This window comes from Kitasatospora sp. NPDC004799, assembly GCF_040609095.1.
Classification (GTDB): Bacteria; Actinomycetota; Actinomycetes; order Streptomycetales; family Streptomycetaceae; genus Kitasatospora.
The window spans coordinates 1-26862 of record NZ_JBEXJK010000069.1 but is presented as its reverse complement, the minus strand read 5'-3'; the positions used below and the strand labels follow the sequence as shown (position 1 = coordinate 26862).

The 26862-nt window shown below is 73.9% G+C and carries 20 protein-coding genes and 1 tRNA gene; 12 read left to right on the top strand and 9 right to left on the bottom strand.

The window, feature by feature from the left end:
- Nucleotides 1-124 precede the first annotated feature (124 nt).
- On the bottom strand, nt 125-1786 hold the full coding sequence (gene pgi, locus ABZW03_RS12170; RefSeq protein WP_355255467.1) for a glucose-6-phosphate isomerase: 1662 nt from the start codon (nt 1784-1786) through the stop codon (nt 125-127).
- 173 nt (nt 1787-1959) lie between these two features.
- Nucleotides 1960-3543 carry a Na+/H+ antiporter gene (locus ABZW03_RS12165; RefSeq protein WP_355255464.1) on the bottom strand — a complete coding sequence of 528 codons (1584 nt, stop codon included), beginning with the start codon at nt 3541-3543 and terminating at the stop codon, nt 1960-1962.
- A 249-nt stretch (nt 3544-3792) separates the two neighbouring features.
- Between ABZW03_RS12165 and ABZW03_RS12160 the strand changes: the two genes are divergently transcribed.
- The 4 genes from ABZW03_RS12160 (at nt 3793) to ABZW03_RS12145 (ending at nt 6622) form a co-directional block, all read left to right on the top strand.
- Entirely contained in the window at nt 3793-4701 is a 909-nt protein-coding gene (locus ABZW03_RS12160) for an NADP-dependent oxidoreductase (protein WP_355255461.1), read from the top strand.
- Nucleotides 4702-4775: 74 nt separating this feature from the next.
- Nucleotides 4776-4849 (top strand) — tRNA-Lys (locus ABZW03_RS12155).
- A 172-nt stretch (nt 4850-5021) separates the two neighbouring features.
- Complete coding sequence (locus ABZW03_RS12150) at nt 5022-5993, top strand: GlxA family transcriptional regulator (protein ID WP_355255459.1); 972 nt, start codon at nt 5022-5024, stop codon at nt 5991-5993.
- Entirely contained in the window at nt 5993-6622 is a 630-nt protein-coding gene (locus ABZW03_RS12145; RefSeq protein WP_355255456.1) for a DJ-1/PfpI family protein, read from the top strand. The genes ABZW03_RS12150 and ABZW03_RS12145 overlap by 1 nt, the downstream gene beginning before the upstream one ends.
- On the opposite strand, the gene ABZW03_RS12140 is transcribed toward ABZW03_RS12145, so the two are convergent.
- Both ABZW03_RS12140 and ABZW03_RS12135 read right to left on the bottom strand, forming a co-directional pair.
- Nucleotides 6619-7827: an MFS transporter gene (locus ABZW03_RS12140; protein WP_355255453.1), complete on the bottom strand. Its 1209-nt coding sequence runs from the start codon at nt 7825-7827 to the stop codon at nt 6619-6621. The genes ABZW03_RS12145 and ABZW03_RS12140 overlap by 4 nt on opposite strands.
- A gap of 118 nt (nt 7828-7945) precedes the next feature.
- Nucleotides 7946-9613 (bottom strand): glycosyl hydrolase family 18 protein, encoded by a 1668-nt coding sequence (locus ABZW03_RS12135; protein WP_355255450.1) that lies wholly within the window; start codon nt 9611-9613, stop codon nt 7946-7948.
- A gap of 225 nt (nt 9614-9838) precedes the next feature.
- On the opposite strand from ABZW03_RS12135, the gene ABZW03_RS12130 reads away from it, so the two are divergent.
- The gene (locus ABZW03_RS12130; protein WP_355255447.1) at nt 9839-13066 is read left to right on the top strand and encodes a S41 family peptidase; all 3228 of its coding nucleotides are present in this window, start codon (nt 9839-9841) and stop codon (nt 13064-13066) included.
- A 60-nt stretch (nt 13067-13126) separates the two neighbouring features.
- Here the strand turns inward: ABZW03_RS12130 and ABZW03_RS12125 are convergent, their stop codons facing one another.
- Nucleotides 13127-13339 carry a hypothetical protein gene (locus ABZW03_RS12125; protein WP_355255444.1) on the bottom strand — a complete coding sequence of 71 codons (213 nt, stop codon included), beginning with the start codon at nt 13337-13339 and terminating at the stop codon, nt 13127-13129.
- 189 nt (nt 13340-13528) lie between these two features.
- On the opposite strand from ABZW03_RS12125, the gene ABZW03_RS12120 reads away from it, so the two are divergent.
- The 3 genes from ABZW03_RS12120 to ABZW03_RS12110 all read left to right on the top strand — a co-directional run bounded on the left by ABZW03_RS12120 (nt 13529) and on the right by ABZW03_RS12110 (nt 16160).
- Nucleotides 13529-14335, top strand: coding sequence for a phosphoribosyl-dephospho-CoA transferase MdcG domain-containing protein (locus tag ABZW03_RS12120; RefSeq protein WP_355255441.1), 807 nt, complete (start codon nt 13529-13531; stop codon nt 14333-14335).
- Nucleotides 14336-14461: 126 nt separating this feature from the next.
- Complete coding sequence (locus ABZW03_RS12115) at nt 14462-15001, top strand: carboxymuconolactone decarboxylase family protein (protein ID WP_355255438.1); 540 nt, start codon at nt 14462-14464, stop codon at nt 14999-15001.
- A 175-nt stretch (nt 15002-15176) separates the two neighbouring features.
- Nucleotides 15177-16160 (top strand): hypothetical protein, encoded by a 984-nt coding sequence (locus ABZW03_RS12110; RefSeq protein WP_355255435.1) that lies wholly within the window; start codon nt 15177-15179, stop codon nt 16158-16160.
- Between the two features lie 29 nt (nt 16161-16189).
- On the opposite strand, the gene ABZW03_RS12105 is transcribed toward ABZW03_RS12110, so the two are convergent.
- Both ABZW03_RS12105 and snpA read right to left on the bottom strand, forming a co-directional pair.
- The gene (locus tag ABZW03_RS12105) at nt 16190-16849 is read right to left on the bottom strand and encodes a pentapeptide repeat-containing protein (protein ID WP_355255432.1); all 660 of its coding nucleotides are present in this window, start codon (nt 16847-16849) and stop codon (nt 16190-16192) included.
- Between the two features lie 172 nt (nt 16850-17021).
- On the bottom strand, nt 17022-17645 hold the full coding sequence (gene snpA / locus ABZW03_RS12100; protein ID WP_355255430.1) for a snapalysin: 624 nt from the start codon (nt 17643-17645) through the stop codon (nt 17022-17024).
- A 463-nt stretch (nt 17646-18108) separates the two neighbouring features.
- Between snpA and ABZW03_RS12095 the strand changes: the two genes are divergently transcribed.
- Entirely contained in the window at nt 18109-19086 is a 978-nt protein-coding gene (locus ABZW03_RS12095; RefSeq protein ID WP_355255427.1) for a LysR family transcriptional regulator, read from the top strand.
- Here the strand turns inward: ABZW03_RS12095 and ABZW03_RS12090 are convergent.
- Nucleotides 19083-20297 (bottom strand): low temperature requirement protein A, encoded by a 1215-nt coding sequence (locus tag ABZW03_RS12090; protein WP_355255424.1) that lies wholly within the window; start codon nt 20295-20297, stop codon nt 19083-19085. The two genes, ABZW03_RS12095 and ABZW03_RS12090, sit on opposite strands and share 4 nt — an antisense overlap.
- A gap of 512 nt (nt 20298-20809) precedes the next feature.
- Complete coding sequence (locus tag ABZW03_RS12085) at nt 20810-22510, bottom strand: ABC transporter family substrate-binding protein (RefSeq protein WP_355255421.1); 1701 nt, start codon at nt 22508-22510, stop codon at nt 20810-20812.
- 332 nt (nt 22511-22842) lie between these two features.
- Here ABZW03_RS12085 and ABZW03_RS12080 point away from each other — a divergent pair, with 332 nt between their 5' ends.
- From ABZW03_RS12080 to ABZW03_RS12070, 3 genes are all read left to right on the top strand, one after another.
- Nucleotides 22843-23823: an ABC transporter permease gene (locus ABZW03_RS12080; RefSeq protein WP_355255418.1), complete on the top strand. Its 981-nt coding sequence runs from the start codon at nt 22843-22845 to the stop codon at nt 23821-23823.
- Nucleotides 23824-23839: 16 nt separating this feature from the next.
- A complete protein-coding gene (locus ABZW03_RS12075; protein ID WP_355255415.1) occupies nt 23840-24832 on the top strand; it encodes an ABC transporter permease in 993 nt (330 codons plus the stop codon).
- Nucleotides 24829-26862 (top strand): ABC transporter ATP-binding protein (locus ABZW03_RS12070; protein ID WP_355255412.1); only part of this gene is annotated, 2034 nt, incomplete at its 3' end. The genes ABZW03_RS12075 and ABZW03_RS12070, both read left to right, overlap by 4 nt.

Sequence of the window (26862 nt, the reverse complement as noted above, 5' to 3'; positions counted from 1 at the left end):
CGCAAGCCCCTCCGCTCGCGCTAAGGCCCTTCCGGCGTTTCCGGGCCGAACACCCGAGGGACCCGAACAGATCCAGGGCCCCGGCGAACCGGGCCGCCCGCCGGAGCGGACGGCCCGGCCGCGCTCAGCGTCCGCGCAGCGCCCGGTACCGGGCGACCAGCTCGGCGGTGGAGCTGTCCAGCTGCTCGGTGCCCTCGCCGGTGAGCAGCACCGGCTCGATCCGCTTGGCGAGCACCTTGCCCAGCTCGACGCCCCACTGGTCGAAGGAGTCGATGTTCCAGACCGCGCCCTGGACGAACACCTTGTGCTCGTACAGCGCGACCAGCTGGCCGAGCACCGACGGGGTCAGCGCGCCGGCCAGGATGGTGGTGGTCGGGTGGTTGCCCTTGAAGGTCTTGTGCGGGACGAGCTCGGCGGGCACGCCCTCGGCCACGACCTCCTCCGGCGTCTTGCCGAAGGCCAGCGCCTGGGTCTGGGCGAAGAAGTTGGCCAGCAGCAGGTCGTGCTGGGCGACCAGGCCGGGGAGCAGGTCGGCGACCGGCTCGGCGAAGCCGATGAAGTCGGCCGGGATGACCTTGGTGCCCTGGTGCAGCAGCTGGTAGTAGGCGTGCTGGCCGTTGGTGCCGGGGGTGCCCCAGACCACCGGGCCGGTCTGCCAGTCCACCGGGGTGCCGTCGCGGGTCACCGACTTGCCGTTGGACTCCATGTCCAGCTGCTGGAGGTAGGCGGTGAACTTGGACAGGTAGTGCGAGTAGGGCAGCACCGCGTGTGCCTGGGCGTCGAAGAACGCGCCGTACCAGACGCCGAGCAGGCCGAGCAGCAGCGGGACGTTCTCCTCCGCCGGGGCGGTGCGGAAGTGCTCGTCGACCAGGTGGAAGCCGTCCAGCATCTCGCGGAAGGCGTCCGGGCCGATCGCGATCATCAGCGAGAGGCCGATCGCCGAGTCGTAGGAGTAGCGGCCGCCGACCCAGTCCCAGAACTCGAACATGTTGGCGGTGTCGATGCCGAAGTCCTGCACGCCCTGGGCGTTGGTGGACAGCGCGACGAAGTGCTTGGCCACCGCCTCGGTGCCGGCGCCCAGGCCGCCGAGCAGCCAGTCCCGGGCGGAGACCGCGTTGGTGATGGTCTCGATGGTGGTGAAGGTCTTCGAGGCGACGATGAACAGCGTCTCGGCCGGGTCGAGGTCGCGGACCGCCTCGTGCAGGTCGGCGCCGTCCACGTTGGAGACGAAGCGGACGTCGAGGTCGCGCTTGGTGAACGAGCGGAGCACCTCGTAGGCCATCGCCGGGCCGAGGTCGGAGCCCCCGATGCCGATGTTGACGACGGTGCGGATCGGCTTGCCCGTGTGGCCCTTCCACTCGCCGCTGCGGACCCGGTCGGCGAAGGCGGCCATCCGGTCGAGGACGGCGTGCACCGCGGGCACCACGTTCTCGCCGTCGACCTCGATCACGGCGCCGCGCGGGGCGCGCAGCGCGGTGTGCAGGACCGCCCGGTGCTCGGTGTTGTTGATCTTCTCGCCGCGGAACATCGCTTCCCGCAGCTCGGCGACGCCGGTGGCGGCGGCCAGCTCGCGCAGCAGCTCCAGCGTCTCGTCGGTGACCAGGTGCTTGGCGTAGTCCACGTGCAGGTCGCCGACCTGCAGGGTGAGGCGGCGGCCGCGCTCCGGGTCGGCGGCGAACAGGTCACGCAGGTGGGTGTCGCCCAGTTCGGCCCGGTGCTTGGCCAGGGCGGCCCACTGCGGGGTGCGGTCCAGCGGGGTGCGGGCGTCGGCGCGGGTCTCCGACATCGGTGGGTCCTCGATTCATCTGGGTGCAGAAACCGGCAGGGCCAGGCGTGAGGGTCGCCGAGGTCGTGCGGGTACTGGTGGTGTGCCGACTCCGTTGGCGGCCTGCCCGGGTTCAGCCTATGCAACCCCGGAGCAGGTCCCGGACATTCCGCCCCGTGGGCGCGGACGGTCCGTCACTTCCGCTCGGACCGCAGGTCGAGTCCGCGCAGCACCTGGTCGACCAGCTCCGGATCGGCGCCGAGCTCGCTGCGGGCGGCGAGCATCTCGCGCCGGGAGGCGGCGATCATCTCCTGCTCGACGTCCCGGGCGGCCCGCCACTGGGCCATCCGCAGCTTGGCCTCGGCGGCCTCCTCCTCGGCGTAGTTCTCCGGGCAGAGCCGGGCCAGCCGGTCGTGCTGACGGTCCCGCAGCCGGTCGGCGACCTCGGCGGGCAGCCGGTCCTGCTCCTCCAGCTCGCCGAGCCGCCGGAGCCCGGCCTTGGCGGCCCGCCACCAGAGCCGGCGCACGGCCTGCTCGTGCTTGTCCTGGTCGATGTCCAGCTCGAACCGCTTGGCCAGCCAGGGCAGGGTCAGGCCCTGCACCAGCAGGGTGAAGAGCACCACGCTGAAGGCGATGAAGACCAGTCGGCCGCGCTCGGGGAAGTCCTCGCCGGAGTGCAGGGTGAGCGGGATGGCGAGCGCCAGGGCGACGGTGGCCACGCCGCGCATGCCGGACCACCAGAGGATCACGCTCTCCTTCCAGCTGAACGGCGTGTCCTCGTCGTCGCCGGACCGCAGCTTCTTCGACAGCCAGCCGGCCGGCAGCAGCCAGAGCAGCCGGACCAGCACGACCACCGCGATGACCACGGCGGCGTCGCCGAGGAAGCCGGTCCAGCCGTTGCCGGCCTCCTTGAGCACGGTGGCCAGCTCCAGGCCGATCAGGCCGAAGGCGACGCCGGTGATCAGGATCTCGACCACCTCCCAGAAGGCGTTGCCGACCAGGCGGTAGGAGACGGCGTCCGCGTCGGAGGCCCGCTCGGCGAGGTAGAGCGCGCAGACCACGACCGCGAGCACGCCGGAGCCGTGGATCTCCTCGGCCAGCGAGTAGGCGGCGAAGGGCACCAGCAGGTTGAGCGCGACCTGCTGGGTCGGGTCGTCCAGGCGCTCGGCGAGCTTGGTGTTGACCCAGCCGAGCGCGACGCCGACCACCACGGCCAGCACCGCGGACAGCACGAAGCGCAGCACCGCGTGGCCGGCCGAGAAGTCGCCGCTGACCATCGCCTCGATGGACAGCGAGTAGATGACGATCGCGGTGACGTCGTTGAACAGCCCCTCGCTCTCCAGGATCGCCACCAGGCGGCGGGGCAGCCCGACGCTGCCGGCCACCGCGACGGCGGCGACCGGGTCGGGCGGGGAGACCAGCGCGCCGACCGCGATGGCGGCGGCCAGCGGCAGGGCCGGCAGCAGCCAGTGCACGGTGCCGGCCACGGCGACCGTGGTGACCACCACCAGGGCGACCGCCAGCAGCAGGATCGAGCGGGCGTTGGCCTTGAAGTAGCGCACCGAGGAACGTCGGGCCACCGCGAAGATCAGCGGCGGCAGGACCAGCGGGAGGATCAGCTCGGGCTCGATGGTGACGTCCGGGATCTGCGGGACGAGCGCCATCACGATGCCGAGCAGGGTCATCAGCACCGGTTGCGGTACTCCGGTCTTCCGCCCGAGCGGCATGGTCACCACGGAGGCGAGCAGCACCAGGAAGAACAGGGGCAGCTGGCCCACGGGAAGGTTCCTCTCGACGACGGTCGGCTGAGCGCCGTCCAGGATAAATCTGACAATGCGCCCATCGGTGTCGACACGCTGAACAACGGCTTGACCTCAAGCGCACTTCAGGTCCGAGGATCGTCGGCACCGGAAGGATCACGAGGATCAGGGGTTCGAACGGGTCCGGGCGGAATCCGAACGGATGCCGTCCGGGTTCGATCGGGTCCGACCGGGTCCGAGCAGGATCGAGAAGGGGTGGGAACAGGCATGAAGGCGGTCACCGTGACGGGGAACGGCGGTCCGGAGGTCCTGCGGGTCGCGGAGGTGCCCGACCCGGAGCCCGGGCCGGGCGAGGTGCGGGTCCGGGTGTACGCGGCGGGGGTGCAGCCGGTGGACCTCGCGATCCGCGAGGGCTTCCGTCCGCCGGGGCTGGCGGTCGAGCCGCCGTTCGTCCTCGGCAACGAGTTCGCCGGGGTGGTGGACGCCCTCGGCCCGGACGCCGGCCACTGGCGGGTCGGGGACGAGGTGCTGGGCTTCCGGGTGCTGGGCTGCCAAGCCGACCGGGTCACCGTGGACGCCGACCGGCTGGTGGCGAAGCCCGCCGGGATGCCGTGGGAGCACGCCGGCTCGCTCTCCGCCTCCGGCCAGACCGCGCACCTGGCGCTCATGCAGCTGGGCGTCGGCCCGGGCGACACCGTGCTGGTGCACGGCGCCGCGGGCGGGGTCGGCACCGTCGCCGTCCAGCTGGCCCGGGCCTGGGGCGCCACGGTGATCGGCACCGCGAGCGAGCGCAACCACGGGTACCTGCGGGAGCTGGGCGCGGTGCCGGTCGTGTACGGCGAGGGGCTGGTCGAGCGGGTCCGGGCGGTGGCGCCGCAGGGGGTGACCGCGGCCTTCGACGCCGCCGGGCGGGGCGCCCTGGAGGCCTCCGTCGAGCTGGTCGCCGACCGGAACCGGATCGGCACCGTGGTCGACTATCCGGGCGCCGAGCGGCTGGGCGTCCGGGGGCTGCGCGGCGAGCGGACGGCCGGGAGGCTGGCCGAGCTGGTGGAGCTCTGGGAGGCCGGCGGGCTGCGGCTGGAGGTCGAGGACGCGTTCCCGATCGAGCGGGTCGCCCAGGCCCACCGGTTGGTCGCCGCCGGGCACGTCCGGGGCAAGGTGGTGCTGACCATGTGAGCGCACCGGGCTCCCCGGCCCGGGCCGATTGTGAGTTTCGGCTGCTGACCAGGTAATGTTCTCCACGTCAGCAGGCGCCGCTAGCTCAGTTGGTTAGAGCAGCTGACTCTTAATCAGCGGGTCCGGGGTTCGAGTCCCTGGCGGCGCACAGACAGCCGGAAGGCCCTTCGCGAGAGCGGAGGGCCTTCCGGCGTTTCCAGCCTTTCCGGCCTTTCCCGCGTCCTGGCCTTCCGACGGCCTGGCGTACGCCTCCCGTGGATGGCAGGAAAGGTGGGAAGCAGGTCATTGCTGCCACCACGGCCCGCTGACAGGCTGGTCGCATGACAGGACGCAGCGTGCTCGTCGTCCTCTACGACGGCGTGCAGAGCCTCGACGTGACCGGGCCGGTGGAGGTGTTCACCGGAGCGTGCGCCGCCTCCGGGCGGCCGGACGCGTACCGGGTGACCACCGCCGCACCGGGCGGCGGTCCGGTGCGGGCCTCCAGCGGACTGCGGCTGCTCCCGGACGCCGACCTCGCCGACGCCGGGCCGGTGCACACCCTGCTGGTTCCCGGCGGGGAGGGCACCCGGCACCGGGACCCGGCCCTGGTGACCCGGATCCGGGACCTGGCCGGACGGGCCGAGCGGGTGGTGTCGGTGTGCACCGGGGCCTTCCTGCTCGCCGAGGCCGGGCTGCTGTCCGGGCGCCGGGCGACCACCCACTGGGCGCACTGCGAGGCGCTGGCCCGGCGGCACCCGGACGTCGAGGTGGTCCCGGACCCGATCCACGTCCGGGACGGGCGGATCGCCACCTCGGCCGGGGTCACCGCCGGGATCGACCTGGCACTGGCCCTGGTGGAGGAGGACCTCGGACGCGAGACGGCCCTGGTGGTCGCCCGCCACCTGGTGGTCTTCCTGCGCCGGCCGGGCAACCAGGCCCAGTTCAGCGCCCAGCTGGCCGCCCAGGTGGCGGCCCGGCAGCCGCTGCGCGAGGTGCAGCGGTGGATCGCCGAGCACCCGGAGGCCGACCTCTCGGTCGGGGAGCTGGCCCGCCGGGCGGCGCTGTCGCCGCGGCACTTCGCCCGCGCCTTCGCCGCCGAGGTCGGGGTGCCCCCGGGCCGGTACGTGGACGGGGTCCGGCTGGAGGCCGCCCGGCGACTGCTGGAGGACACCGAGGACGGCGTCGAGGAGATCGCCCGTCACTGCGGCTACGGCACCCCGGAGGCGATGCGGCGCGCCTTCGTCCGGGCCCTGGCCGCCCCGCCCGCCGAGTACCGACGCCGCTTCCGACCCGAACCCACCGGAGGACCCTGATGCGCATCGCCATCCTGCTCTACCCCGAGTTCACCACCCTGGACGCGGTCGGCCCGTACGAGGTGCTGTCCCGGATCCCCGGCGCCGAGGTGGTGTTCACCGCCGCCGAACGGGGGCCGGTGCGCAACGACGTCGGCAGCCTGGCGGTCACCGCGGACGCCGCCCTGGACGAGGTGGACTCGGCCGACCTGCTGCTGGTGCCCGGCGGGCCCGGGACGCAGGCCCAGCTGACGAACCCGGCCGTGCTCGACTGGCTGCGCCGCGTGGACGCGACCACCACCTGGACCACCTCGGTCTGCACCGGCTCGCTGATCCTGGGCGCCGCCGGGCTGCTCAAGGGCCGCCGGGCCACCACCCACTGGAGCGTCCTGGACCGGCTGGCCGAGTACGGGGCGGAGCCGACCGGGACCGAGCGGGTCGTCATCGACGGCAAGTACGCCGTCGCCGCCGGGGTCTCGGCCGGCATCGACCTCGCGCTGACGCTGGCCGGCCGGATCACCGGGGACACCACCGCCCAGGCGATCCAGCTGCTGATCGAGTACGACCCGCAGCCGCCGTACGCGTCGGGCTCCCTGGCGAAGGCGTCCCCCGAGGTGGTCGAGGCGGTGAAGCGGGAGCTGGCCCGCTAGGACCCGGACGGGCCCTGGCCGCGCACCGGGGGGAAGGCGTGGCGGCGGGCGGCGGTGGCCACGGCGAGGACGGGGAGCATCAGCGCGAGCACCGTCCAGGGCAGCGCACCGGTGCCCAGGCCGCTCAGGACCAGGCCGCCGACCACGCCCCCGCCCGCCATCGCCGCGTTCCACAGGGTCACCAGGACGGCCTGGGCGGCGTCCGCCCGCTCCCCGCCCGCGTCGCCGAGGGCGGTCTGGAGCAGGGTCGGGGCGCCGCCCCAGCCCAGGCCCCAGAACAGCGCCGCGACGTACACCAGCGGCGCGTTGCCGGACCACAGGGCGAGGACGGCCGCGGTCAGCGCGACCAGCAGCGCGCCGCCGATCGTCAGCTGCCGCAGCCGGCGGTGGATGTGGGCTCCGATCAGCCAGACGCTCCCCAGCGAGGCCAGCCCGAAGACCAGCAGCACGGTGCCGGTGGCGTCGCCGAGGCCGGCCCGGTCCAGGAAGGGCGCGATGTAGGTGAACAGGATGGTGTGCGCGAGCACGTAGAGCACCGTCACGGTGAGCACCGGCCGTACGCCGGGCACGGTGAGCGCGTCCCGGACCGGTACCCGCTCACCGGCCGACTGCCCCGGCTGGTCGGGCAGCAGCGCCGCGATCCAGCCGATCACGCCGACCGCCAGTGCCGTCATGGCCAGGAAGGGCACCCACCAGGCGAGCACCTGCCCGAGGAAGGTGCCGACCGGCACTCCCAGCGACAGCGCCACCGGCACCCCGGCCATCGCCACCGCCATCGCCCGGCCCTGCTGCTCGACCGGCACCAGCCGACGCGCGTACCCCGCCAGCAGGGCCCAGGCGAGGCCGGCCGCGACGCCCGCGAGGAAGCGGGCCGCCAGCGTGAGCGGGTAGCTGGTGGAGGCCGCGGTGACGGTGTTCGCCACCGCGAAGCCCGCCATCGCGGTGAGCAGCAGCCGCTTGCGGCCCCAGCCGGCGGTGGCCGCGCTGAGCGGGATCGCGGTGACGGCGGAGCCGATCGCGTAGACGGTGACGGTCTGCCCGGCCGCGGACTCGCTGACGCCGAGCGCCTCGCTCATCCCGGGCAGCACGCCGGCGGGCAGGTTCTCGGTGAGACCGGTGACGAAGACGGCGGTGGCCAGGGCGAGCAGGGCCGACAGGGGGAAGGGCTTGGGGGGTACCGGGGTCGGGAGCTGTGTGGTCGCCATGGGGACCATGCTTGGACCTCACACCGGTGTCAGGTTCAAGCACGGCCCCGCGGGCGGTCGGGCCTCCGAGCCGTCGGGCCGTCGGGCCGTCGGGCCGTCGGGCCGTCGGGCCTCAGGTTCAGCGGCCGAAGTAGCCGTTGAAGTTCCTGGAGAACTCCTGGCCGCCGAACCGGTCCCAGTTGATCGACCAGGTCATCAGCCCGCGCAGGTTCGGCTGCGCGCCCGAACGCGGCACGTACGTCCCGCAGTTGGCCAGCTTGGTGAGGCAGTCCAGCGCCTTGTTCACCTCGGCCGGGGCGACGTACCCGTTGCCCGCGTTGGTGGTGGCCGGCATGCCGATGGCGACCTTGGAGGCGGGCAGCGCCGGGAACACGTTGTTGGCGTTGCCCGCCACCGGGAAGCCCTTGAGCAGCATGTCGGTCATCGCGACGTGGAAGTCGGCGCCGCCCATCGAGTGGTACTGGTTGTCCAGGCCCATGATGGAGCCGGAGTTGTAGTCCTGGACGTGCAGCAGGGTCAGGTCGTCGCGCAGCGCGTGGATGACCGGCAGGTACGCCCCGGCGCGCGGGTCCTGGCCGCCCCAGGGGCCGGATCCGTAGTACTGGTAGCCGAGTTGGACGAAGAAGGTCTCCGGCGCCATGGTCAGCACGAAGCCCTGGCCGTACTTGGCCTTGAGGGTCTTCAGCGCGGAGATCAGGTTGACGATGACCGGGCTGGTCGGGTTCCTGAAGTCGGTGTCACCGGTGTTGAGGGAGAGCGAGTGCCCCTCGAAGTCGACGTCCAGGCCGTCCAGGCCCCACTTGTCGATGATCGCCGAGACCGAGGCGACGAAGGCGTCCCGGGCGGCGGTGCTGGTCAGCTGGACCTGGCCGTTCTGGCCGCCGATCGAGATCAGCACCTTCTTGCCCTGGGCGCGCTTGGCGGCGATGGCGGCCTTGAACTCCTCGTCCGACTCGACGCCCGGGCACTCGGCGGCCGGGCAGCGGTTGAAGCGGATGTCGCCGGAGGTGACGGACGTCGGCTCGCCGAAGGACAGGTTGATGAAGTCCCAGGAGTTCGGGACGTCGGCCATCCGGGTGTACCCGGCGCCGTTGGCGAAGCTCGCGTGCAGGTAGCCGACCAGGGCGTGGCTGCCGGCCGGCGGGTTGGTGGGCGTGCCCGTCGGCGTCCCGGTCGGGGTGCCCGTGGGCGTCCCGGTCGGGGTCGCGGTCGGCGAGGCGGTGGCGGTGGGCGAGGCGGTGGCCGTGGGCGTGGGCGTCGGGCTGGGCGCGCCCGGTCCGTCCAGCGAGACGTCGTCCGCGTAGTAGGTGCCCTGGCCGTACCAGCCGTGGGTGTAGACGGTGGCGCTGGTCTGGTTCGCACCGGTGGTGAAGCTGAGGCTGAGCTTCTGGTAGGAGCCGCCGGTGCCCGGCGTCCAGGTGCTCGGACCGCCGCCGTCCACGCCCAGGTAGACGTACGAGCCGTTGACGAAGGCGCTGAGCGTGTAGGTGGTGTTCGGGGCGACGGTGACGGTCTGGGCGCACTGCGCGGTGTCGCCGGCCGTGGCGGCCGCGGCGAGCGCGCGCCCGCCGCTGTGCACCGGGGCGGTGACGACGCTGCCGGAGCCGGCGGCACAGCTCCAGGGGCCGAGCGAGCCGGACTCGAAGCCGCCGTTGACCAGGAACTCGCCGGCCGAGGCGGCGGGCGCCAGGCCCAGCGTGACACCGACCAGGGCGGCCGCGGCGACGGCGGAGGCGGTGCCGGCGGCGAGCGCGGCACGACGGTGGGCGGGTAGGGATCTGCGCATGCGGGTGCTCCTGCGATGGCGCGGTCGTGGGGGACGTCCGAGGGCACGCCGGAGCACGCGCCAGTGGGGGGAACGGCCCGGCCTGGCACCCAAGTTGGACTAGACCACTGAAGTGGATCCGGCCGCACGGTGTCAATGGTCCAGACCGGTTCGCGCCCCCGGAGGTGAGCGGGTGGGACCCGTCCTCCGGTTGCTGGCGGTGACACCCCGTCGAAGGATGGAGGGGTGACCCCGCCCGGCTACCTCCGCCACCCCCACCTGCACGGCGGCCTGCTCACCTTCACCGCCGAGGACGACGTCTGGGTCGCCCCGCTGGACCCCGGCGGCGCCGCCACCGGCCGCGCCTGGCGGGTCGGCTGCGACCGCACCCGGGTCAGCCACCCCCGCTTCTCCCCCGACGGCACCACCCTCGCCTGGACCAGCTGGCTCGCCCTGACCCCCGAGGTGTGGACCGCCCCGGTCGAGGGCGGCCAGGCGACCCGGCTCAGCTTCTGGGGCAGCCAGGACACCCGGGTGCGCGGCTGGCTGCCGGACGGCGAGGTGCTGGCCGTCACCTCCTACCACGAGCCCTTCGGCCACTACACCTGGGCGCACGCGCTGCCGCCGGACGGCTCCCCGAGCCGCCGGATGCCCTGGGGGCCGGTCGGCGACGCCCAGATGAGCCGCGAGCGGACCGTCCTGCTCACCGGCACCGCCCCGCACGAGCCGGCCGCCTGGAAGCGCTACCGGGGCGGCGCCACCGGCCGGCTCTGGGTGGACGGCGAGCGGATCCTGGCCGGGCACACCGGGCACCTCGCCGCACCGATGCCGGTCGGCGGGCGGATCGCCTTCCTCTCCGACCACGAGGGCATCGGCAACGTCTACTCCTGCCGCCCGGACGGCACCGACCTGCGCCGGCACACCGACCACGCCTCCTACTACGCCCGCGAGGCCGCCACCGACGGCACCCGGATCGTCTACCAGCACGCCGGCGACCTCTGGCTGCTGGACGGCCTGGACGCCCCCGCCCCGCGCCGGCTGCACGTCCCGCTCGGCGGCGCCCGGGCCGGCCGCCGCCCGTACCAGGTCAACGCCGCGAGCCAGGTCAAGGACCTCGCCTGCGACCAGACCGGCCGGGCCGGGGTGGTCACCGTGCGCGGCAGCCAGTACTGGCTCACCCACAAGGACGGCCCGGCCCGCGTGCTCGCCGACACCCCCGGGGTGCGCACCCGGCTGCCGGTGGTGCTCGGGCACACCGGCGAGGCGGCCTGGATCACCGACGCCGAGGGCGCCGACGCGATCGAGGTGGTGCCGCTGCCCGGGCACGCCGAAGCGCCGGGCCACCCCGGGGCGGAGAAGCACCGCCACCGGGTGCTCGCCGCCGGGCGGATCGGCCGCGTCCTGGAGCTCACCGCCTCCCCCGACGGCGGCCGGCTCGCCGCCACCACCTCGGACGGACGGCTGCTGCTGGTCTCCGCCGCCGACGGCGAGGTGCGCGAACTGGCCGCCTCCGGCTACGGGCCGGTCTCCAGCGCCCGCTTCTCCCCCGACTCGCACTGGATCGCCTGGTCCGAGCCGGTCGCCGGGCGCTCGCTGCGCCGCATCCGGCTCACCCGTGCCGACGCGCCCGCCGCGACCACCGACGTCACCGACGGCCGGTTCGAGGACGAGCAGCCGGTGTTCACCCGGGACGGGCTCTACCTGGTCTTCCTGTCCTGGCGCGGCTTCGACCCGGTCCACGACGTGCACACCGGCGACCTCTCCTTCCCGCTCGGCTGCCGCCCGTACCTCGTCCCGCTCGCCGCCGACACCCCCTCGCCGTTCGCCGCCCCGGCCGAGGACGGCGCCCCGCGCGGCGACGGCGGCGGCGACGGCACCGTCCGGGTCGACCCGGAGGGCATCGGCGAGCGGCTGCTGCAGTTCCCGGTGATCGCCTCCAAGTACTCGGCCACCGACGCGGTGCGCGGCGGCCTGGTCTGGCTGCGCTGGCCGATCTCCGGCACCCTCGGCCAGACCTTCGCCAGCCCGGAGGACACCTCGGGGCGCCCCTCACTGGAGCACTTCGACCTGGCCCGGGGCACCCGCAGCACGCTGGTCGACAAGCTGGACGGCTACGCCGTCTCCGGGGACGGCGGCTCGATCGCGGTCTACTCGGCCGGGACGCTGCGGGTGGTCCCGGTCACCGCCCCCGCCGCCGGCACCACCGTCGACCTGCGCCGGATCACCCACACCGTGCACCCGGCCGCCGAATGGCGCCAGGCCTACCACGAGGCCGCCCGGATCGTCCGCGACCAGTTCTGGGACGAGCGGATGTCCGGCCTGGACTGGCCCGCGCTGGTCGCCCAGTACGAGCCGCTGCTGGACCGGGTCTGCTCCCCCGACGACTTCGCCGACCTGCTGCGCGAACTGCTCGGCGAACTCGGCACCTCGCACGCCTACGTCACCCCCTCCCGGCGCGCCGAGGGCCCCACGCTCGCCCAGCAGCCGCTCGGCCTGCTCGGCGCCAACGCCCACCGCTCCCCCGACGGCCGCTGGCTGGTCCGCCGGGTGCTGCCCGGCGAGACCTCCGACCCGCGCGCCCGCGCCCCGCTGGCCGCCCAGGGCGTCCGGGACGGCGACGAGGTCCTGGAGGTCGGCGGCCGCCCGGTGGACCCGCGGCGCGGACCGCTGCCGCTGCTGGCCGGCACCGGCGGCACGACCCTGGAACTGGCCCTGCGCACCGGCCCGGACGGCCCGGTGCGGCGGATCGTGATCACCCCGCTGACCGACGAGCGGCCGATCCGCTACCAGGACTGGGTGGTCAAACGGCGCGCCCTGGTCCGGGAGTTCAGCGACGGGCGGTGCGGCTACCTGCACATCCCGGACCTCGGCGGCTCCGGCTGGGCGCAGTTCAACCGGGATCTGCGGCGCGAGCTGGACAAGCCCGCGCTGGTGCTGGACGTCCGCGGCAACGCCGGCGGCAACGTCTCCGAACTGGTGCTGGAGAAGCTCTCCCGGCAGGTCCTGGCCTGGGACTTCAGCCGGGACCGCCGACCGGTGCGCTGGCCCCGGCACGCGCCGCGCGGACCGCTGGTGGCGCTGGCCGACGAGGCCACCAGCTCGGACGGCGACGTGATCATCGCGGCGATCAAGCTGCTCGGGCTCGGCCCGGTGCTCGGCACCCGCACCTGGGGCGGGGTGGTCGGGATGACCGGGCGGCACACCCTCGGCGACGGCACCCAGATCTCGGTGCCGAAGAACGCCTCCTGGTTCGGCGGCGGGCTCGGCTGGTCGGTGGAGAACCGGGGCGTCGAGCCGGACGTGCACGTGCTGCGCACCCCGGGCGACTGGGCCCGGGGGCGCCACCCGGAGCTGGCCGCGGCCGTCCGGCTGGCCCTGGAGCTGCTGGAGGACACGCCCGCCGCGGAACCCCCGCCGGAGTCCACGCCCCGGCCGGACCTGCGCCGCCCGCCGCTGCCGCCCCGCACGGGCTGACCCCCGAACTCGAGTTCCGGGGGTCAGGGGTCGCCGCTCAGCGGGATCAGGAGGCGCCGCTCAGCCCCAGGGGTCGCCCTCGGAGGTCATGTTCTCGGCGGCACGCCGGTCAGCCTCCTCCTGGGCGAGCCGTTCCTGCTGGTCCCGGGTGCGCTCGACCTCGTTGCTGTACGCGTCGGCGGCCTCGTCGTGGGCGAGGGCGGCGCGCTGGGCGGCCTCCTGCGCCTCGGACGCGTGCTGCGGCCGGTGGAACAACCTGTCGAAGATGCCCATGACTCCTCCAAACGGAATGGACGGAAGGTCGGAATACCGGGCTGCCCCCACTCTCACACCGGGTGCCCACGGGCGCACCTTGAGCCTTTGGTCCCTGGTGGGGGCGCCCAACGGCCGTAGCCCCGGGCCTCCGGACGGGCGCACAGTGGGGCCGTCGGCGAAAATCGACGCCACCCTCTGGAGCCCGCTGTGACCGTCGCCCATCCCGGAAGCCACGCCCGGCGCACCGCCGAGGACCTGCACGACGGACCGCGCCGGCGGGTCGGCCCACTGGCCGCGCTGGACGGGCGGCTGCCCGGCGCCCACGACCTGCTGCTGATGCAGTGCCCCAGCTCGCTGCGGCCCCTCGCGGGCGGTGAACTGCCGGACTGGGCACGGGCGGTGCTGCGGGCGCACCCCTGGGTGACGGTCGGCCGGGCACCCGCCGTGGTCGGCAACCCGGTGGACCTGCCGCACCCCCAGCGCTGCACCCGGGACCCGGAGGCGGCGCCCGAACTGTGGTTCCCGGTGACCGTGCGCGGCCCGCGCCCCGGGCAGCGGCTGGACGCGCTGGCCCCCTGGGCGGCGGTGGCCCGCACGCTGCGGCCCGAGCAGCTCGTCGAACGGCGCGAGCGGCTGGCCCCCGAGCGGCTGGCCGGCATCCCGGCGCTGGCCCTGCTGCCGGAGGTCGACCGGCTGGTCGCGGACCACCGGCTGCCCTGGGGCCCGATCGGCGCGGTCGGCTACGAGCTGGGCAGCGGGGTGCCGGTGGCCGGGCCGCTCAGCCCGCTGCGGCTGGTGCTGCGCTCGCCCCAGCCGGTCAGCCGGCGCGACGCCCTCCAGCTGCGGCGGGCGCTGACCAAGCTGCCGGTGCCCGTCCAGGCCGAACTGGAGACCCGGCACGGCGCGGTCCAGCTGGCCGAGTACGCCTCCGGCGCCCACAGCCTCACCCTGCTGACCCCGGACGGGCCCCGGGAGGTCCACGACCCGTGGTTCCCCCGGGGCCCGTTCGGCTGAGCGCCCGGAGCGCCCGGAGTGGCCGGATCGGGCCGCAGGGCAAGCTCGGAGTTGGCGGTCCGGCCCGGCGCTCGTGAGGATGGGGCGTCGCCCGTCCTTCCGACCTTCCAGCCGAGGGAGCGCACCGTGCCGCACATCGCCATCGACAACGGACTGCCGGGAATCAGCGGCCTGCTGACACTGCGTCCGGACACCGCGGGCCCGCTGGGGATGCTCGCCGACGCACTGCTGCGGGCCCCGGCCCCGATGAGCCGCGGCGAGCGCGAGCTGGTCGCCGCCTACGTCTCCCGGCTCAACGGCACCCGCTTCTGCACGGGCGCCCACAGCGCCTTCGCCGCGGCCCAGTTGGACGGGGGCGAGGAACTGGTGCAGGCGGCCCTGGACGACCCCGCGGCCGCGCCGCTCACCGAGCGGATGCGGGCCCTGCTGCGGATCGCGGCGGAGGTGCAGGGGAAGGTCGGGCCGGTCTCCCAGGAGGCGGTGGCCGCGGCCCGCGCGGCCGGCGCCGGTGACACCGAGATCCACGACACCGTGCTGATCGCCGCCGCGTTCTGCATGTACAACCGGTACGTCGACGGCCTGGCCACCGAACTCCCCGAGGACCCGGGCTACTACGCCGCGGGGGCGAAGCGGATCGTCGACTCCGGCTACGGCCGGGAGGACTGAGACCGCTCCGGCTACGGCCGCGAGGACCGAGCCGCTCCGGACGGCGCCGCCGGGCGGGGCGGCGCCATCCGGCGGCGGGCCGGCAGGGCAGCACGGCGGAAGAAGCGGCCGCCCGGCCGCACCGGCAGGATGTCAGCGCTCGCGCACCGGTCCCCTGCCGAAGAGAGACACCGCCATGAGCACTTTCGCGTCGGATCAGCCGAACGCCCTGGCCGACCAGGCCCCGCCCCGCCCCGCCGCCCGCACCTCACTGTTCGTCACCGGGGACTTCCCCCGGCGCCGCTGGCTCACCCTGCTGCTCAGCGCCGCCGGCGGAGTCCTGCTGGCGTACGCCTGGAACGCCAAGCTGGTCGACGACGAGATCGGCTTCAGCAGCGCCGACGCCCTGCTCGGGCACAGTGCCCACGGCACCCCGATCACCGGGGTGCTCTCCGGCATCCTGTTCGCCTTCGTCACCGGCCTGGCCGGCTCGTTCACCGCCTGCAACATCGCGGCCTTCGGCGCGGTCGGCCCGCTGCTCGGCCAGACGCCCTCGCTGCGAGGCCGGCTGCGGCACGTCGCCCGGCCGCTGGGCTGGATCTTCGTGGGCATGGCCCCGGTCTCCGCCGGCTACGGCGCCCTGGTCGGACTGGTCGGCACGCACCTGCCGCAGTTCTCGACGGCGGCGAGCAAGGGCCTGACGCCCCGGTCGATCCAGGCGATGACGACCTTCGGCCTGATCGGGCTCGTGATGATCGTGCTCGGCCTGGCCGCCCTCGGCCTGGTCCGGGACCCGCTGGCCGGGCTCTCCCGCCGCTTCCCGAACGCACCGCTGGTGCTCGTCGGCGCCCTGATCGGCGGCTTCCTGGTGGGCCGGCCGTACCCGCTCTTCCGCGACCTCTTCCGGCACGCCGCCAACACCCACAACCCGCTCTACGGCGCCGGCGCGTTCCTGCTGCAGTCGGTCGGCAACATCGCGGTCATGGCGCTGCTGTTCGTGGTGCTCACCTACGGGGTGGGCGGCCGGCTGCAGCGCCGGCTGGCGGCCGGGCCCGCCCGGATCAGCGCGCTGACCGCCGCGGCCTTCCTGGTCGCCGGGGTCTTCACCGTCGTGTACTGGGACCTGCGGCTCCTGGGCCGGCTCGGCTACATCTGGTTCCCGTCCTCCCCCTGGTCGTAGCGCCGGTCGGCGGCCCACGCTCCGGGGGCTCAGCGGTCCTTGACCTCGATCCCCAGGGCGTGGGCGAACTGCGGTGCCAGCTCCAGCAGTTGGGTGGAGCTGATGACCGCGCCGCGCAGGCCCTGGTGGCCGTCGGCCAGGCCGAGCCGGACGGCCCCGCGCAGGTCCGTCCGGCTCAGCACCGCGCCGCGCAGCCGGACCTCCTCCAGCGTGGAACCGGGGAAGGACACCCCGGTCAGCTTCGCCTCGCCGAAGTCGACGTCGCGCAGCAGGCAGTCCTCGAAGACCACGTCCCGCAGCACGGCCGAGCGCAGGTTGACCGCCTCCAGCTTGCAGCCCCGGAACACCACCCGGCGCAGCGCCGAGCCGTAGGCGGCGACCCCGGCGAGCACCCCGCCGACGAAGGAGCTGTCCTGCCACTCGGAGTCGCTCAGGTCGCAGGCGACCCAGCGGCCGGCCTGCACCCACACCTCGTTGAACCGGGCCTGGCGCAGCTTGACCCCGCTGAGCGCGACGCCGGTGAAGGCGCACTCCAGGAAGGCCGCCCCGGCGCCCGACTCGTCGGCGTGCTCGCCGCCGTCGAAGTGCGCGGTGTCGTACCGCTCGTCGCTGCGCAGCGGCCCGGTGTGCGGGCGCAGCAGCTCGGCGTACGGGAGGTCGGCGAGCCGGTCGGGGACGGCACGGGACATGGCGGTGGCTCCTGGCGGTCGGGGCGGACGGCTTCTCGCCCGCATGCTCGCACGCGGCACCGACAACGCCCGGCAGCGGCGGCACGGCGCCTGGAACCCGCAACGCCCGGAAACGGCGATGCCCCGGACCGGCCGCGCCGAGGCGACCGGTCCGGGGCGCTCACCGCTCGGGTCAGCCGCGCGCCCAGAGCGAGTTGACGCGGCTGCGCTCGGTGCTGTTCGGGTACGGGTTGGTGCAGGAGGTGCCGGGGCCGCCGCCCGACATCAGCTCGCTGCACGGGCCGCTGTAGTGGTCCGGCAGGCCGAGCACGTGCCCGGTCTCGTGCGCCACCACGCGCACCGAGCTGTACTGCTGGTTCTGCTGGTAGTCGAGGAAGACATAGCCGCGCCCGTGGCCGTCGGTGCTGGCGTACGAACCGCGGCTGTCGTTGCCCTCGTAGTAGCGGAAGTCGGCCGCCGAGCCGGACTGCAGCTTGACGTTGGCGACCGAACTGTTCCAGATCTGCGCGGACTGGGATATCTGGTTGCGGAAGCTCGGGGCGGAGCTGGCGTCGTAGGTGACGGTGACGACCGCCAGGCCGGGGTTGGCGGCCTGCTTGGCCTTGGCGGAGGTCATCACGGCCTGGAAGAAGGCCTGGTTGTTGGCGGCCTCCTCGGCCGAGCCGGCGTAGGTCGTGGCGGTGTAGCCCTGCACGGCCGGGGCGGCCGGCGCCGCGGCGGCGGCGGTGGTGGGCAGGACCGCGAGGCCGGCCGCGAGGGCGAGGCCGAGGGTGGCGGACAGCACGGATCGCTTCATGTGGGGGCTCCGATTCCTGAGGTGTGAGTGGCCGGTTGGGGGCCGGCCCGGGGGAACACCTGGTCAACGGGTGGTGTCCCCAGAGCTTCGGGCAACCCGGTGCGTGCGCGGATGATGCCAACCGGCGATAACACCGTCCAATACCCCTGCGGCAGCGCCGAATTGAGACGCCCTTTTCCTCGCCTTGACTCAATCGTGCCCCTGGCATTCCGTTCCGACGGCGGCTAGGCTCCCGAGCGGGGAAGTACCCGGAGCGGTGGGCCGCCTGATTCCGGCCGAGCGGCCCACCGCCCCGAACCCGCCCGCCGTCCCGAATCCGCTCGCCGGGCCGCGCCGGTTCCGCGCCCCGCGGCCGTCCACCGACGGGCACGCACCCCGGTCGCGCTCGTCGCCATCGTCGACCTGCACTTGAATGCCTGTCATGTCCTTGGCGAGGCGGCGCGGTGGCGATTATGCTCCCGACGTGGAGCTCGACGTGAGACACCTCCGGGTGCTGTGCGCGATCGCCGATACCGGCAGCCTCCGCAAGGCCGCGCTCCAGCTCGGCATGACCCAGCCCTCCCTCACCACGCAGCTGCACCGCATCGAACGGGCCATCGGCGGCACCCTGTTCACCCGCGAGCAGACCGGCAGTCGGCCCACCGCGCTCGGCCACTCGGTGCTCTCCCGGGCCCGGCCGGTGATCACCGAGATGGCCGCCCTGGTGACCGCGGCCCGCCAGGAGGCCCGGGAGTCGGCCGCGCCCGGCCGGCAGCACCGGCTGCGGATCGGCAGCGTCGGCAACCGGGCGGTCGCGGCCTGGCTGCGCCGGGTGCACGAGCGGCTGCCGGACACCGACACCACCATCCACGTGGACGTCTCGGCCAGCGCGCTGCTGCGGATGGTCGCCGCCGACCAGCTGGACGTGGCCTTCGTCTACGAGAGCGAGGGCTTCCCGCTGCGGGTGCCGCCGGACGCCGAGCAGCGGGTGCTGATGGCCCGGGAGCCGCAGTTCGTCGCGCTCGCCGCCGGGCACCCGGCCGCCGCCCGGCCGGTCGTCCACCTGGCCGACCTCGCCGAGGACACCTGGATGGTCGACCCGACCGCCGACCACGAGTACGCGGCGATGCGCCGGGTGTTCAGCGAGGCCGGGCTCAACCCCCGGGTGGTGCAGGTGCGGGACAACGCCACCGCCGCCGAGCTGGTCGCCTCCGGCGAGGCCGTCCGCCCCTGCCAGCCGACCTCACTGCCCGGGCCCGGCACGGTGGTCCGCCCGGTGCACGGGGACCCGCTGGCCGTCCGGCTGCTGTTCACCTGGCGTCCGCGGGTGCTCAGCCCGCCCGCGCTGGACGCGCTGTACGGCGAGCTGCGGGCCGCCTACCTGGACCTGGCCAGGGTCAACCCGGCCTACCTGGACTGGCTGGCCCGGCACGAGCCGGTGCTGCTCGGGCGGGTCGGCTAGCCGGCCTGCGCCCGCCGGCTCTCCAGGCCGTGGATGAGCACGCCCACCGCCACCATCAGCGCGCAGACCAGGCCGGCCGCGAGCACCCCGGAGCCGCCGAGCGCGGTGCAGGCCAGCACCAGCACGGCCCCGACCGGCGCCACCGCCTGGGCCGCCGCGCCGCGCTTGGTGTGCCGGGAGTGCAGGAACCAGACGGTGACCAGGTAGAGCGCGGTCGGCACGGTGACGGTCGCGGTGGCGGCGGTCTCGGAGATGTGCGCCTTGTGCACCGCCGACTCCACCGCCACCTCCAGCCCGGTGCCGATCGCCGCCGCCGAGCCGAACACCAGGTAGTGCCCGTAGCCCCAGACCAGCGCCTGCCGGTTGGAGCGCAGGTGCTCGTGGACGGGCCGGGCGAAGTAGATCCACCAGGCCGAGAAGCAGATCAGCAGCCCGCCGACCGCCACCGGCACCAGCCGGCCCAGCCCCTCGTGCTCGTCCACCGCCGACTGCACCGCGACGGTCGCCGCCGCCACCGTCTCGCCGAGCACGATCAGGGTGAACAGCCCGTACCGCTCGGCGATGTGGTGCGGGTGCCAGGAGGTCCGCAGCCGCAGCTCGGCGACCACCGGCACGGCCAGCTCGCACAGCACCCCGATCGGGATGACGTACGGCCGGGCACCCTCCGGCAGGAACAGCACCACCACCCAGCCCGCCTGGCAGAACGTGATCCCGGCCGCGTAGCCCAGCGCGACCCGGCGCGCCAGGCCGTGCTCGCTGGCGGCCGCGCGCAGCCACTGGGTGACCATCGCCAGGCGCATCACCACGTACCCGGCGATCGCCAGGGTCAGGTCCTGCGCGGCGAACACCCGGGGCACCCCGGCGGCGAGGATCAGCACCCCGGCGATCTGCACCAGCGTGGTGACCCGGTACGGCACGTCGTCGACGTCGTACGCGGAGGCGAACCAGGTGAAGTTCATCCAGGCCCACCAGATCGCGAAGAAGGCCAGCGCGTAGCCGCGCAGGCCTTCGCCGTAGTGGCCGGCCGCGAGGGAGTGGGCCAGTTCGCGCCCGGCCTGGCCGACCGCGACCACGAAACAGAGGTCGAAGAAGAGCTCCAGCGGGGTGGCGACCCGGTGCGGCTCGTGCCGGTCGCGCGCGACCATCCGGCGCACCGGCGGCGGGTCGACGGGGGTGCGGCGGGGTGCCGCGGCGGCGGGGTCACTGGCCATCGGAGCTGCTCCGGGGTGCGGGAGGGTGCGAGCGGGGATCAGGAGGGATCCGGAGGGGGAGCCTCCCGCGCATCCTGGCAGCGGCCCGGCGCCGGTGCACGCAGCGGCACGGCACAGTGCGCGCACCGGCGCGACAGTGTGCACGCAGCGGCGCATCGGAAAGCCCGCACGCCCCGGCACTATGGACCTGAATGTCCCTTTTTTTCCTTGCCGTCAGCCGTAGTTGACGCTCCGGTGCGCGAACCGGGTGACACCTCGGCGGGTTTCCGGGCGCGCCCCGCGCGCTGCCTCGCACCCGGCCGGAGCGCCGCTAGATTCTTCCCCGGTTGGAAGAGCGCGGGCCCTGCCGGGCCCCACGACACGGGTGGCCTGCGGGCAACGCGGAAGGTCAAGGCGGGTGGCGGGACAGCGGGGGCGGCCGAGCCGATCCCCCCGCGTCCGCGCCACCGGCCTCGTGATCACCGCGCTGCTCGCCAGCGCCTGCCGTCCGGCCCGTTCCGCCCCGGCGGCGGCTACTTCTCCCAGCCGATCTTGCTGTAGTCCTCCGCCGCCAGGCCGAAGGCGCCGTAGTTGGCCAGGCCCTTGCGGGTCGCCACCACCTCCGGCCGCTGGTAGAGCTCGACGGTGTGGCCCAGCTCCCAGATCTTCGCGTCCGCCTGGTTGTAGAGCTTCGCGGCCTCCGCCGGGTCGACCGTCCCGGCCGCCTTCTTCAGCAGGTCGTCGATCTCCTGGCTGCCCAGCCGCGAGGGGTTGCTGAAGCTGTTGTCGCCCACCGGCAGCCGGAAGTTGGTCAGGCTCTTGGACAGCGGGAAGGAGTCGGTGTTGCGCCAGCTCGCGATCTCGAACTTGCCCGGGTTCACGTACTTGGTGAAGAAGTCGTTGGCGGGCACCTTGTCCAGGCTGACCTTCACCCCGGCCGCCTGCCACATCGCCACCGCCGCGGTGGCCAGGTCGATCTGGGCCTGCGGGGTGGAGTCGTTGAGCACCCAGTGCAGCTCCAGCGGCCGGCCGTCCTTGGTGCGCGGCTGACCGCTGCCGGCCTCCTTCCAGCCGGCCTCGTCCAGCAGCTTCTTCGCGGCGGCCGGGTCGAACCTGGCCCACTCGCCGGAGGTGTCCTGGTAGCCGGTCTGGTTGGGCATGAAGATGTGGTTGCCGAGCGGCTTGAACTCCACCGGCACCCCGTTGTTGGCGATCTTGATCAGCGCGGAGCGGTCCAGCGCCTTGCCGAGCGCCTGCCGGACCTTCTGGTCGGCCAGCGCGCCCGAGCCGCCGAAGGAGATGTGCACCTCGTCCCACGGGCTGGCGCTGCGGATCACCGTGTCCTTGGCGTCCTTGAGCTGCCCGTACGCGGTGGCGGTGCCGGCCGCGGCGTAGTCGATCTCGTTGTTCAGGTACGCCTGGGTCGTCGCCGACTGGGACATCACCCGGAAGGTGATCTTGTCGACCTTGGCCCTGGTGCCCCACCAGGCCGGGTCCGGGACGAGGGTCAGGGTCTGCGCGGTCTTGTCCGCCGTGCCGACCTTCAGCGCGCCCGCGGTGATCGGGATCTTCTCCACCCAGCCCTTGTTGAAGTCATCCGGGGTGGAGATGCCGGCCGCCGGCATCAGCGGGCGGAACAGGTTCTGCCAGTCGGCGTACGGCTCGGCGAAGGTGACCTTCACCTCGGTCGGATCGGCGCCCTGCTCGACCGCGGAGATCTGCTCGTAGCCGGACGGGTCGGAGACGTTGTACGCCGGGTCCTTGCCGCTGCCGGTCTGCCAGGTGGCCTTGAAGTCCTCGTAGCCGAGCTGCTTGCCGTCCGACCACTTGGCCTTGGGGTTGAGCTTGTAGGTGACCACCTGCGGCGAGGTCGAGGTGACCTTGGCGTCCACCAGGTAGTCCGGGTTGGGCAGGAACGATCCGGCGGCGTCCGTGCTGAAGAGCGAGGGCTCCAGGCTGCGCATGATCGAGACCGCGGTGCCGTAGTAGCCGTCCACCTGCAGCGGGTTCCACTGGCTGATCCACTGGTACGCCGGGAAGCGCACCTCCCCGCCGTCCTTGACCTGGTCCGCCGGCTTGGGGTTGAGGTCGTTGGCGCCCTGCCCGGGCGGCGCGCTCTTCGCCACGTCGGCCGATCCTCCCCCGCCCGAACTGCACGCGGTGACCGCCAGCGCGACGGCGACGGCGAGGGCGGTCGCCCGGCCGAGGCGGCGGGCCGTGGTGGAAGCGTCCATGAGGGTCCCCCTGGGATTGGTGACGCGGGTCGGGGCGCGCGAGGTGTGACGGGGCTTGAGCGTGGGCAGCCAATTCGGCACCGAGCGAGCAGAACGTAACAGCGGATCAGACCGGCCACCAGGGGGAGGAGCGCACAACTGATCCAAAAGTCACGCGGGGCAACATGGCCGCAACACCGCCTCAGTGCCACGGTGCTTCACTCTGACCTGCGCTTTCCCGACTCGCCCGACCTCCACACCACCTGACGCCCCGACCGGGCCCCGACCGAAGGCCACCACCCGATGCCCACCAGACGCGTCGGCCCCACCCGCACCGTGACGGGCGGCCGTTGATGCTCCGCTACCTGGCGAAGCGGCTGAGCTACTACGCGGTGCTGCTGATCGCCGCCGTCTTCCTGGCGTACGCGATATCCGCGACCGCCCTGCAGCCGCGCACCTACTTCGACGCCAAGGTCCCCCGCCCGGCCGCCGAATCGGTCGAACGCCAGCTCACCGCGCTCAACCTGAACGACCGCACCCCGGTCGTCGAGCGCTTCGGCCACTGGGCCGGCGGGCTGCTCCACGGCGACCTCGGCCGGACCATCCACGACACCCCGGTCACCGACGACTTCGGCCGCCGGGTCTGGGTCTCGCTGCGGCTGCTGCTCATCGGCAGCCTGCTCGGCATGGTCCTCGGCGTCGCGGCCGGGGCCTGGAGCGCCGTGCGCCAGTACCGGCTCTCCGACCGGCTGCTCACCGTGCTGTCCTTCGTGCTGCTCTCCACTCCGGTCTTCCTGGTCGCGCTGTTCCTCAAGAACGGCGCCATCGCCGCCAAGGACGCGGCCGGCCACGACGTCATCCCGTTCACCGGCTACGAGACCCCCGGGCTCACCGGCGGCCTCGGCACCCACCTCGCCGACTGGGCGCTGCACCTGCTGCTGCCCACGATCTCGCTGGCCCTCGGCGGCCTCGCCACCTACAGCCGCTACCAGCGCGGCACCATGCTCGACGTGCTCGGCTCCGACTACCTGCGCACCGCCGAGGCCAAGGGGCTCACCCGCCGGCAGGCGCTGCTCCGGCACGGGCTGCGCACCGCGGTGATCCCGATGTCGACCATGTTCGCCTACAGCTTCCTGGGCATCTTCACCGGCGCGATCTTCACCGAGACGATCTTCGGCTGGCACGGCATGGGCGAGTGGCTGATCCAGTCGATCAACGAACAGGACGTCAACTCCGTGGTGGCCGTCAACCTGTTCACCGCCGTCGTCGTGCTCGCCTCCGGCTTCCTCGCCGACACCCTGCACGCCGCCCTCGACCCGCGCGTGCGGTCCTGACCGGAGGTGACCTGAGATGACCACCACCGTCGCCGAGCCCTCCGCCCCGGACGCCGGGTCCACCCCGTCCCGGGCCACCGGCCGCGGCCGGCTCGTCCTCGGCCGGCTGCTCGCCGCCCGCGGCGCCGTCGCCGGGGCCGTCCTCGTCCTGCTGCTGTTCCTGCTCGCCTTCGGCGGGCCCTACCTCACGCCCTGGGACTACGCCGCCCCGGACTTCTCCGCGCTGCACCAACCCCCCTCCGCCGAGCACTGGTTCGGCACCAACGGGGTCGGCCAGGACGTGTTCGCCCAGACCGTCCGGGGGCTGCAGAAGTCGCTGGTCATCGGCCTGCTGGTGGCGCTGTTCTCCACCGTGCTGGCCTCACTGGTCGGCGCCTGCGCCGGCTACTTCGGCGGCTGGGCCGACCGCACGCTGATGTTCCTGGTGGACCTGCTGCTGGTCTTCCCCTCCTTCCTGATCATCACCATCGTCTCGGGCCGGCTGAAGAGCGCCGGCTGGATCGCCTTCGTCCTGCTGCTCGCACTGTTCAACTGGATGATCACCGCCCGGGTGGTCCGCTCGATGACCATCTCCCTGCGCGAGCGCGAGTTCGTCCGCGCCGCCCGGTTCATGGGCGTACGGCCGCTGCGGATCATCAGCCGGCACATCCTGCCGAACGTCGCCTCCTTCCTCATCATCGACGCCACCATCGCGGTCGGCGGCGCCGTGATGAGCGAGACCGCGCTCTCCTACTTCGGCTTCGGGGTCAAGGCCCCGGACGTCTCGCTCGGCACCCTGCTCGCCGCCGGGACCAGCGAGGCCCCGGTGTTCCCCTGGCTGTTCTACTTCGCCGCCGGGCTGCTGGTGGTCTTCGTCCTCGCCGTCAACCTGATCGGGGACGGGCTGCGCGACGCCCTCGACCCCACCTCCGGGGCGTCGTCCCGCCGTTCGCGCCGTTCCCGTCGCGACCGTCGTGACCGTCGTCCCGTCAGCAGCCCTCGTCCTGCCAGCCGTAGGAAGCGCCCGTGACCACCACCGTCGAAACCCCGCTGCTCGCCGTCCGGGACCTGCGGGTGGACTTCGCCGGGCCCGACGGCCCGGTCCCCGCCGTCCGCGGGGTGGACCTCACCCTGCGGCGCGGCGAGACCCTCGGCATCGTCGGCGAGTCCGGCTCCGGGAAGTCCGTCACCGCGCTGTCCGTGCTCGGGCTGCTGCCCGGCACGGCGAGCGTCAGCGGCTCGGTACGGCTGGACGGCCGGGAACTGGTCGGGCTGCCCGGCAAGGAGCTCGCCGCGATCCGCGGCCGCCGGATCGCCATGGTCTTCCAGGACCCGCTCTCCGCCTTCACCCCGGTCTACCGGATCGGCGACCAGATCGCCGAGGCGGTCCGGATCCACCAGCGGGTGGACAAGGCCGCCGCGCGCCGCCGGGCCGCCGAACTCCTCGACCTGGTCGGCATCCCGGCGCCCGACCGGGCTCTGGACAGCTTTCCGCACGAGTTCTCCGGGGGCATGCGCCAGCGCGCGATGATCGCCATGGCGGTCGCCAACGAACCCGACCTCCTGCTCGCCGACGAGCCCACCACCGCGCTCGACGTCACCATCCAGGCCCAGGTGCTGGACGTGCTGCGCACCGCCCAGCGGGAGACCGGCGCGGCGCTCGTCCTGGTCAGCCACGACCTCGGGGTGATCGCCGGGACGGCCGACCGGGTCGCGGTGATGTACGCCGGCCGGGTGGTCGAGACGGCCGGGGTGGACGAGCTGTTCGCGGCCCCGCACCACCCCTACTCGCTCGGCCTGATCGGCGCGCTGCCCCGGCTGGACGGGCGCGGCGGTCCGCTCGTGCCGATCCCCGGCACCCCGGCGCCGATGGCCGAACTGCCCCCGGGCTGCCCGTTCGCGGCGCGCTGCCCGCTGGCGGAGGAGCGCTGCTCGACGGCGGAGCCCGTGCTGGCGAGTGCGGGCGGTCCGGAGCACGCGAACGGTCATCTGTCGGCCTGCGTGCGCTCGGCGGAGCTCGCCGAGCGGCGGCCCGCGCCGGCCGAGGTCTACCCCGTCCCCGAGCTGCCCCCGGCATCCCTCCCCGGTGACCGCTCCGACCGGACCCCGGTGCTGTCGGTGAGCGGCCTCGGAAAGACGTTCCCGCTCCTCAAGGGCACGGTGTTCAAGCGCAAGGTCGGCGAGGTGTACGCGGTGGACGGCGTCGACCTCGACCTGCGCAAGGGCGAGACCCTCGGCCTGGTCGGCGAGTCCGGCTCCGGCAAGTCCACCACCCTGTTCGAACTGCTGCGGCTCGGCGCCCCGGAGACCGGCCGGATCGAACTGCTCGGCCGGGACACCGCCGCGCTCACCCGGGCCGAGGCCCACCGGCTCCGCGCCCGGGTGCAGATCGTCTTCCAGGACCCGATGGCCAGCCTCGACCCCCGGATGCCGGTCGGCGACATCGTCGCCGAACCGCTGCTCGCCCAGCGCGCCCCGCGCGAGGAGATCACCCGCCGGGTGCCCGAACTGCTGCGTCAGGTCGGCCTCGACCCGGAGCACGCCGTCCGCTACCCGCACCAGTTCTCCGGCGGCCAGCGCCAGCGCGTCTCGATCGCCCGGGCGCTCGCCGTCCGGCCCGAGCTGCTGGTGCTGGACGAACCGGTCTCCGCGCTGGACGTCTCCATCCAGGCCGGGGTGCTCAACCTGCTCCAGTCGCTCAAGGCCGAGCTGGGTCTGTCCTACCTCTTCGTCTCGCACGACCTCTCGGTGATCCGGCACCTCGCCGACCGGGTCAGCGTGATGTACCTCGGCCGGACGGTCGAGCAGGGCGAGGTCTCCGCCGTCTTCGACCGCCCCCGCCACCCGTACACCCGCGCCCTGCTCTCCGCCGTCCCGCTCCCCGACCCCGCCGCCGAGCGCGCCCGCGACCGCGTCCTGCTGGCCGGCGACCCTCCCCCGCCCACCGAGCGCCGCACCGGCTGCGTCTTCCGCACCCGCTGCCCGCGCTACGCCGCGCTCACGGCGCCGGCGGACCGGGCCCGCTGCGAGCAGGAGCGGCCGGCCCTGCTCGGCGGCGCG

What these genes read in the sequence shown, in the direction of transcription:
- pgi (WP_355255467.1), bottom strand. Translation starts at nt 1,786, where the DNA reads ATGTCGGAGACCCGCGCCGACGCCCGCACCCCGCTGGACCGCACCCCG.
- ABZW03_RS12160 (WP_355255461.1), top strand. Translation starts at nt 3,793, where the DNA reads ATGAAGGCGGTCACCGTGACGGGGAACGGCGGTCCGGAGGTCCTGCGG.
- ABZW03_RS12150 (WP_355255459.1), top strand. Translation starts at nt 5,022, where the DNA reads ATGACAGGACGCAGCGTGCTCGTCGTCCTCTACGACGGCGTGCAGAGC.
- ABZW03_RS12145 (WP_355255456.1), top strand. Translation starts at nt 5,993, where the DNA reads ATGCGCATCGCCATCCTGCTCTACCCCGAGTTCACCACCCTGGACGCG.
- ABZW03_RS12140 (WP_355255453.1), bottom strand. Translation starts at nt 7,827, where the DNA reads ATGGCGACCACACAGCTCCCGACCCCGGTACCCCCCAAGCCCTTCCCC.
- ABZW03_RS12135 (WP_355255450.1), bottom strand. Translation starts at nt 9,613, where the DNA reads ATGCGCAGATCCCTACCCGCCCACCGTCGTGCCGCGCTCGCCGCCGGC.
- ABZW03_RS12125 (WP_355255444.1), bottom strand. Translation starts at nt 13,339, where the DNA reads ATGGGCATCTTCGACAGGTTGTTCCACCGGCCGCAGCACGCGTCCGAG.
- ABZW03_RS12110 (WP_355255435.1), top strand. Translation starts at nt 15,177, where the DNA reads ATGAGCACTTTCGCGTCGGATCAGCCGAACGCCCTGGCCGACCAGGCC.
- ABZW03_RS12105 (WP_355255432.1), bottom strand. Translation starts at nt 16,849, where the DNA reads ATGTCCCGTGCCGTCCCCGACCGGCTCGCCGACCTCCCGTACGCCGAG.
- snpA (WP_355255430.1), bottom strand. Translation starts at nt 17,645, where the DNA reads ATGAAGCGATCCGTGCTGTCCGCCACCCTCGGCCTCGCCCTCGCGGCC.
- ABZW03_RS12090 (WP_355255424.1), bottom strand. Translation starts at nt 20,297, where the DNA reads ATGGCCAGTGACCCCGCCGCCGCGGCACCCCGCCGCACCCCCGTCGAC.
- ABZW03_RS12085 (WP_355255421.1), bottom strand. Translation starts at nt 22,510, where the DNA reads ATGGACGCTTCCACCACGGCCCGCCGCCTCGGCCGGGCGACCGCCCTC.
- ABZW03_RS12080 (WP_355255418.1), top strand. Translation starts at nt 22,843, where the DNA reads ATGCTCCGCTACCTGGCGAAGCGGCTGAGCTACTACGCGGTGCTGCTG.
- ABZW03_RS12075 (WP_355255415.1), top strand. Translation starts at nt 23,840, where the DNA reads ATGACCACCACCGTCGCCGAGCCCTCCGCCCCGGACGCCGGGTCCACC.